The sequence below is a fragment of the Pseudomonas sp. XP2 genome, assembly GCF_053557975.1.
Genome location: NZ_JBNRIK010000013.1, coordinates 22581 through 28689, shown reverse-complemented (window position 1 = coordinate 28689; position 6109 = coordinate 22581). Strand labels below are relative to the sequence as shown.

General features: G+C 63.2%; 6 protein-coding genes. 2 read left to right on the top strand and 4 right to left on the bottom strand.

Annotated elements, in window-relative coordinates; all coding sequences use genetic code 11:
* Positions 1-50: 50 nt before the first annotated feature.
* Both ACK1VC_RS15460 and ACK1VC_RS15455 read left to right on the top strand, forming a co-directional pair.
* Positions 51-425, top strand: coding sequence for a septal ring lytic transglycosylase RlpA family protein (locus ACK1VC_RS15460; RefSeq protein WP_095115795.1), 375 nt, complete (start codon positions 51-53; stop codon positions 423-425).
* Between the two features lie 60 nt (positions 426-485).
* Positions 486-1529, top strand: a complete 1044-nt coding sequence (locus ACK1VC_RS15455) for a calcium/sodium antiporter (RefSeq protein ID WP_191087842.1) — start codon at positions 486-488, stop codon at positions 1527-1529.
* A 95-nt stretch (positions 1530-1624) separates the two neighbouring features.
* On the opposite strand, the gene ACK1VC_RS15450 is transcribed toward ACK1VC_RS15455, so the two are convergent.
* The 4 genes from ACK1VC_RS15450 to ACK1VC_RS15435 all read right to left on the bottom strand — a co-directional run bounded on the left by ACK1VC_RS15450 (position 1625) and on the right by ACK1VC_RS15435 (position 6005).
* On the bottom strand, positions 1625-2986 hold the full coding sequence (locus ACK1VC_RS15450; protein ID WP_023048012.1) for an amino acid permease: 1362 nt from the start codon (positions 2984-2986) through the stop codon (positions 1625-1627).
* A gap of 53 nt (positions 2987-3039) precedes the next feature.
* Positions 3040-3981: an AEC family transporter gene (locus ACK1VC_RS15445; RefSeq protein ID WP_016485013.1), complete on the bottom strand. Its 942-nt coding sequence runs from the start codon at positions 3979-3981 to the stop codon at positions 3040-3042.
* Between the two features lie 207 nt (positions 3982-4188).
* Positions 4189-4749, bottom strand: a complete 561-nt coding sequence (locus ACK1VC_RS15440) for a response regulator transcription factor (protein WP_003255244.1) — start codon at positions 4747-4749, stop codon at positions 4189-4191.
* Complete coding sequence (locus tag ACK1VC_RS15435; protein ID WP_016485012.1) at positions 4749-6005, bottom strand: ATP-binding protein; 1257 nt, start codon at positions 6003-6005, stop codon at positions 4749-4751. The genes ACK1VC_RS15440 and ACK1VC_RS15435 overlap by 1 nt, the downstream gene beginning before the upstream one ends.
* Positions 6006-6109: the final 104 nt, after the last annotated feature.

Below are 6109 nucleotides of genomic sequence, written 5' to 3'. Positions count from 1 at the left end.
CCTGGGGGAGCGGGCAAGCCCGCGAATGGCCGCACTGGAGCACATCTGACTTGCTGAAAAGACTTTGGGGCACCCTCGCCCTCTTCTCCCTGCTGGCCGGGTGCGCCAGCCATGACATCGACCCGCGTGGTTACGACCAGACGGGCACCGCTTCCTATTACGGGTCACGCCACCACGGCAAACGCACCGCCAGTGGCGAGCCGTTCAACCAGCACGGTTTTACCGCCGCCCACCGCAACCTGCCGTTCGGCACCCGCGTACGGGTCACCAACACGGCCAACCAGCGCAGTGTGGTGGTGCGCATCAACGACCGTGGCCCGCACACCCGCGGCCGCCTGATCGACCTGTCTCGCGCCGCTGCAGAAAAAATCGGCATGCTCCGTAGCGGAACGGCACGCGTGCGAGTACAAGGGCTTAGCGACTGACGCGACAGGAGTCCGACCATTTTCGACTTGGCCACCCTTCCCACCTTCAGCCTGTTGCAACTGGGCATTGCCCTGCTGCTGCTGGTCGGCGGCGCCGAATTGCTGGTGCGCGCAGCGCTGCGCCTGGCTCAGCGCCTTCATGTTCGCCCGTTGATCATCGGCCTGAGCCTGGTGGCCTTCGGCAGTACAGCACCACAACTGACCGTGAGCCTGCAGGCGGCCTATCAGGGCGCGCCGGATGTGGCGGTCGGCAGCGTGATCGGCAGCAACATCTTCAACGTACTGGTCATTCTTGGCCTGGCCGCGCTGATCATCCCGCTGCGTGTGTCGCGCCAGCTGGTGCGCCTGGACATTCCGCTGATGATCCTCGCCAGCGGCCTGGTCTATGCCTTGTCCGCCAACGGTTACCTGGGCCGGGTGGAAGGGGGGCTGCTGCTGCTTGGCCTGGCCGGCTACCTGGCAATGCTCTGGCACCAATCGCGCCACTACGCACGCACTTACCCCGCGCCGGTCACGGCAAAATCCAGCGCCAGGCGCTTCTGGTCAGGCACGCTGCTGCAGGTGCTGGCCGGCTTTGGCCTGCTGAGCCTGGGGGGCCACCTGCTGCTGGAGGCCGCCGTGGAGGTTGCCACAGACCTGGGGCTGTCCGAGCGCATCATCGGCCTGACCGTCGTCGCCATCTGCACATCCTTGCCAGAGCTCGCCGCCGCGCTGATCGCGGCCCTGCGTGGTGAACGGGAAATCGCCGTGGGCACCGTGATCGGCAGCAACCTGTTCAACCTGCTGGCAGTGCTGGGCCTGACCGCGCTGATCACCCCTGTGCCGCTGTCGATCTCGCCCAACGCCCTGGCCTTCGACCTGCCGGTTATGCTCGGCGTCGCCGCGCTAAGCCTGCCGGTGTTCTATTCCGGTTACCGCATCACCCGCGCCGAAGGCCTGGTGTTCCTTTGCCTGTACCTGGCCTACGGCCTGCACGTGGCGGCGTTCACCATGGGCATGCCGCTGGCCGGGCGCCTGGAGCGGTTGATGCTGTTCTATGTGCTGCCTGTGCTCGCGGTGGTGCTGCTGTATACCACCGTGCGCGCCTGGCGCCGGCAGCATTGATCGGGCCATGTCATCTGCCGCATGCCTTAAGCCTTGTGTCGCCCTTTAGATCGAGCGCCGCCCGCGCGGCGCTCGTTCTCACAGGCGATACAAATCTAACGGCGAACCTGCCGAGCCTTCTTCAGCTTGAAGGCCACCCACAGCACGGCAATCCATGCCGGGATCAGCATCACCGAGATGCGAATCGGCGGAGTCAGGTACATCACCACCAGAATCAGCACAATGAACGCCAGGCACAGGTAGTTGGTCAGCGGGTGCCCCAGGCTCTTGTAGAACGGGGTAATACCGGCCGCCAGCTTGGCCTTGCGGAACTTCAAGTGGGTAATGCTGATGCTCGCCCAGTTGATCACCAGCGCCGACACCGCCAGGGCCATCAGCAAGCCAAAGGCCTCGCCCGGCATGAGGTAGTTGATCACCACGCACAGCCCGGTCGCGAAGGCAGACACGCCCAGTGCAGTCAACGGCACGCCGCTGCGGCTGACTTTCAGCAACTGGCGCGGTGCGTCACCCTGGCTGGCCAGACCAAACAGCATGCGGCTGTTGGCGTACACGCAGCTGTTGTAAACCGACAGCGCAGCCGTCAGCACCACGATGTTGAGGATGGTTGCCACCAGGTCGCTGTCCAGCTCGTGGAAAATCATCACGAACGGGCTGCCACCCTGCACGACCTTCTGCCACGGGTACAGGGACAGCAGCACCGCCAGGGCACCGATGTAGAAGATCAGGATGCGGTACACCACCTGGTTGGTGGCCTTGGGGATACTCTGGCGCGGGTTGTCGGCCTCGGCAGCAGTGATACCCACCAGCTCCAGCCCACCGAACGAGAACATGATCACCGCCAGCGCCATCACCAAGCCGCTGACACCGTTAGGGAAGAAGCCGCCGTACTGCCACAGGTTGGCCACGCTGGCATCCGGGCCGCCATGGCCGCTGCTCAGCAACCAGGCGCCGAAGCCGATCATGCTGACGATGGCCACTACCTTGATCAGGGCGAACCAGAATTCCATTTCGCCGTAGACCTTCACCTGGGTCAGGTTGATCAGGTTGATCACCACAAAAAATATCGCCGCCGTGGCCCAGGTGGGGAATTCCGGCCACCAGTACTGCACGTAGATACCCACGGCCGTCAGCTCGGCCATGCCAACCAGTACATACACCACCCAGTAGTTCCAGCCCGACACGAAGCCTGCAAACTCGCTCCAGTACTGGTGGGCAAAGTGGCTGAAGCTACCGGCCACCGGCTCTTCCACCACCATTTCACCCAGCTGGCGCATGATCAGGAAGGCCATCAGGCCAGCGATGGCATACCCCAGCAGTACGGAGGGCCCGGCCAGCTGGATGGTCTGGGCGATGCCCAGGAACAAGCCGGTACCGATGGCCCCGCCCAGCGCGATCAGCTGGATATGGCGATTCTTCAGCCCGCGCTGTAACTGCTCGGGCTTGCTCTGGTCTTGCATGAAGTGTCCTTTAGCTCAGTGAGGCTGTTTTTGTGTTGTTTGCAGTCAAGGATCTAGATCCATCCGCCCCACTGCAAGATGAAAATGCCGATATTGGTGGTGATTGCCGCCATTAAGGTGGTGATCACGATGATCGACGCAGCCAGCTCATGGTTGCCGTTGGCCGCCCGCGCCATGACGTAACTGGCAGCTGCGGTCGGGCTGCCGATGTACAGGAACAGGATACCCAGTTCGGCCCCGCGAAAGCCGCACAGCCAGGCACCGAGGGTGCCGGCCAGCGGCAGCCAGACCATCTTTACCAGGCTGGCGTCGATGGCCAGCCGGCCGCTGTCGCGCAGCGCCGCCAGCGACAGGGTGCCGCCAATACACATCAATGCCAACGGCAGGGTCATCTGTGCCAGGTAATCACCTGAAGTCAGCAGCCAGTTAGGGAGCGGCACCTGGCCGTAAGCCATGGGTGTCGCGACCAGCACGCTGATGATCAGCGGGTTGCTTAAAATGCTCTTGCAGATGCTCCACGGGTCGGACTTGAGGTCCGGGCTGTACACCGCCAGCACCACTGCCGACAGCGAGTTGTACATCAGGATGACCAGGCCGGCGAGCACTGCACCCAGCGAAATACCGTAGTCGCCGTAAAGGCTGGCAGCCAGGGCCAGGCCGATCACGCCGTTGTTGCCGCGGAACGCGCCCTGGGTATAGATGCCCCGGTCGGCCTGCGGGCTACGCCAGATGGCCATGCCCCAAGCGACGCCGAAGCCCACCAGAGTGGCGACGATGAAGTAAAGGATGACACCGGGCTTCACCGCAGCAGCCAGGTCGGCGTGGTAAATGCCGAGGAACAACAGCGCAGGCATGCAGACGTTGAACACCAACTGCGAGGCAACGCGGTTGAAATTATCGTCGATCAGACGGATGCGTTTGAGCAGCACGCCCATGAACAGCATGGCGAAGACAGGTGCCGTGATGTTCAGCGTCTGGATAAGAAGGGCGAGCATGCGCAAGCGATCCTGGAGAGGTTGCCGTTAGGTGGCTAATGATACGCCAACGGCTGGTATTTGCGGGGATCGCGGGCTTGTAGAAAAATTTCTGTCAGTGCCGGCCTCTTCGCGGGACAAGCCCGCTCCCACAGGTATCGCACAAATCTTCAGACCTGTTCAGGGCCTGTGGGAGCGGGCTTGCCCCGCGAAGAGGGCAACGCGGACTCAGCGCCGGACCGGGCGCTTCTGCAGCTTGCGCTGCAAGGTCCGGCGGTGCATGCCCAGCGCACGTGCGGTGGCCGAGATGTTGCCCTCGTGCTCGTTCAGCACGCGCTGGATGTGTTCCCACTGCAGGCGGTCGACCGACATCGGGTTTTCCGGCACCAGGGTATCCAGGTCGGTGTGCTCCGACAGCAATGCTGCCAGCACATCATCGGCGTCAGCCGGTTTGCACAGGTAATTGCAGGCGCCGCGCTTGACCGCTTCCACCGCCGTGGCAATGCTCGAGTAACCGGTCAGGATCACCACGCGCATTTCAGGGTCCAGCTCCAGCAGCTTGGGCAGCAGCACAAGGCCGGAGTCACCGTCCATCTTCAGGTCCAGCGTGGCGTAATCTGGCAGGTCCTGCTGGGCCAGAATCAAGCCTTCCTCGGCCGAACTGGCGGTGCTCACGCGGAAACCGCGACGGCTCATTGCCCGGGCCATGACCCGGGTGAAGGTGGCATCGTCATCCACCAACAGCAGGTGCGGCAGCTCTTCGCTTTCGACCTGGTTTTCTTCGCTCATCATTCATCTCCTCGCTTGCCATAGGGCAGGCGCAATTCGGTCAGGGTGCCACCCTGTTCATGACTATAGAGTTTCACCGAACCGCCCGCACGGGTCACGCTGGCCTTGCTCAAGAACAGGCCCAGGCCGAAGCCTTTGCCTTTGGTGGTAATGAAGGGTTTGCCGATGGCTTCGGCAATGGCCGGCGGCACGCCAGGGCCATGGTCACGGATACTGATGACGATGTCCTGAGCGTCCCAGTCCAGGCGCACTTCCAAGTCATCGGGGCAGGCATCGGCTGCATTGTTCAACAGGTTCAGCAGCGCCTGGGTCAGGTCTGGTGGTGGCGTCAGGCGCGGCACTTTGCCATCGCGCAACCGCTGGAAGCGGTAGCTGGCTTCCGGGCGCATCAGGTGCCAGCGGTTCAGCGCCTCGTCCAGCCAGGCGGTCACCTCCTGCTCCACGATCGCCAGGCGGCGGTTGGCTTCGGCGGCGCGCACCAGCTGTTGCAAGGTCTCTTTGCACAGCTTTACCTGGTCCTGCAGGATCTGCAGGTCTTCCTGCAGCAGCGGGTCGGTGTGGTCCTGACGCATTTCGTTGATCAGCACGCTCATGGTCGCCAGTGGCGTGCCCAGCTCATGGGCAGCACCGGCGGCCTGGGTAGCCACGGCCAGCAGTTGCTCATCGCGCAGGCTTTCTTCACGCCGCTCGGACCGCAGTTGCTCCTGGCGGCGCAGCTCTTCGGCCATGCGTGCGGCAAAGAAAGTGATCACCGCCGCAGCCAGGGCAATGCTCAGCCACATGCCGTAGACCTGCATCTTGTCCCGCGCCATGGGCAGGCCCTCAAGCGGGTAGAACTGCACCAGCAGCAGGCTGTAGGCGGTCAGGGCGATACCCGACAGAATCAGCGAATACAGCCACGGCAAGGTCACTGCGGCAATCGCCAGCGGTACCAGGTAATACGACACGAACGGGTTGGTCGAGCCGCCGGAGTAATACAGCAAGGCACTGTGGATCAACAGGTCACAGGCCAACTGCAGGGCGTACTCCATTTCGGTGACGGGCAGCGACAGGCGCAAGCGCAGCGCGGTGAAGGCACACAGCAGCGACGACAAAGCCAAGGTGCCCGCCAGCGACAGCCACGGCAAGGGTAGCAATTCGGTCCAGTAGGCGACGCCCACGGAGCCAGCCTGGGCAGCCAGGACCAGGACCCGGATGACGGTCAGGCGCCAAAGGTTCTGGCGGGTAGCAGATAGCGGTTGTACGGCGGCGAGCATGAGCTCTCCTGATGAGTGCTCCAGAAAATCGGCTGGAGTATACCGAAGCCGGGCGCCTCGCTGCAGCGCTGCGGCAAAGCGCCACAGTTTGTCACAGGTTCATG

Bases quoted from the DNA above. Each gene is read 5' to 3' on its own strand.
- ACK1VC_RS15450 (WP_023048012.1), bottom strand. From the start codon at position 2,986: ATGCAAGACCAGAGCAAGCCCGAGCAGTTACAGCGCGGGCTGAAGAAT.
- ACK1VC_RS15445 (WP_016485013.1), bottom strand. From the start codon at position 3,981: ATGCTCGCCCTTCTTATCCAGACGCTGAACATCACGGCACCTGTCTTC.
- ACK1VC_RS15440 (WP_003255244.1), bottom strand. From the start codon at position 4,749: ATGAGCGAAGAAAACCAGGTCGAAAGCGAAGAGCTGCCGCACCTGCTG.
- ACK1VC_RS15435 (WP_016485012.1), bottom strand. From the start codon at position 6,005: ATGCTCGCCGCCGTACAACCGCTATCTGCTACCCGCCAGAACCTTTGG.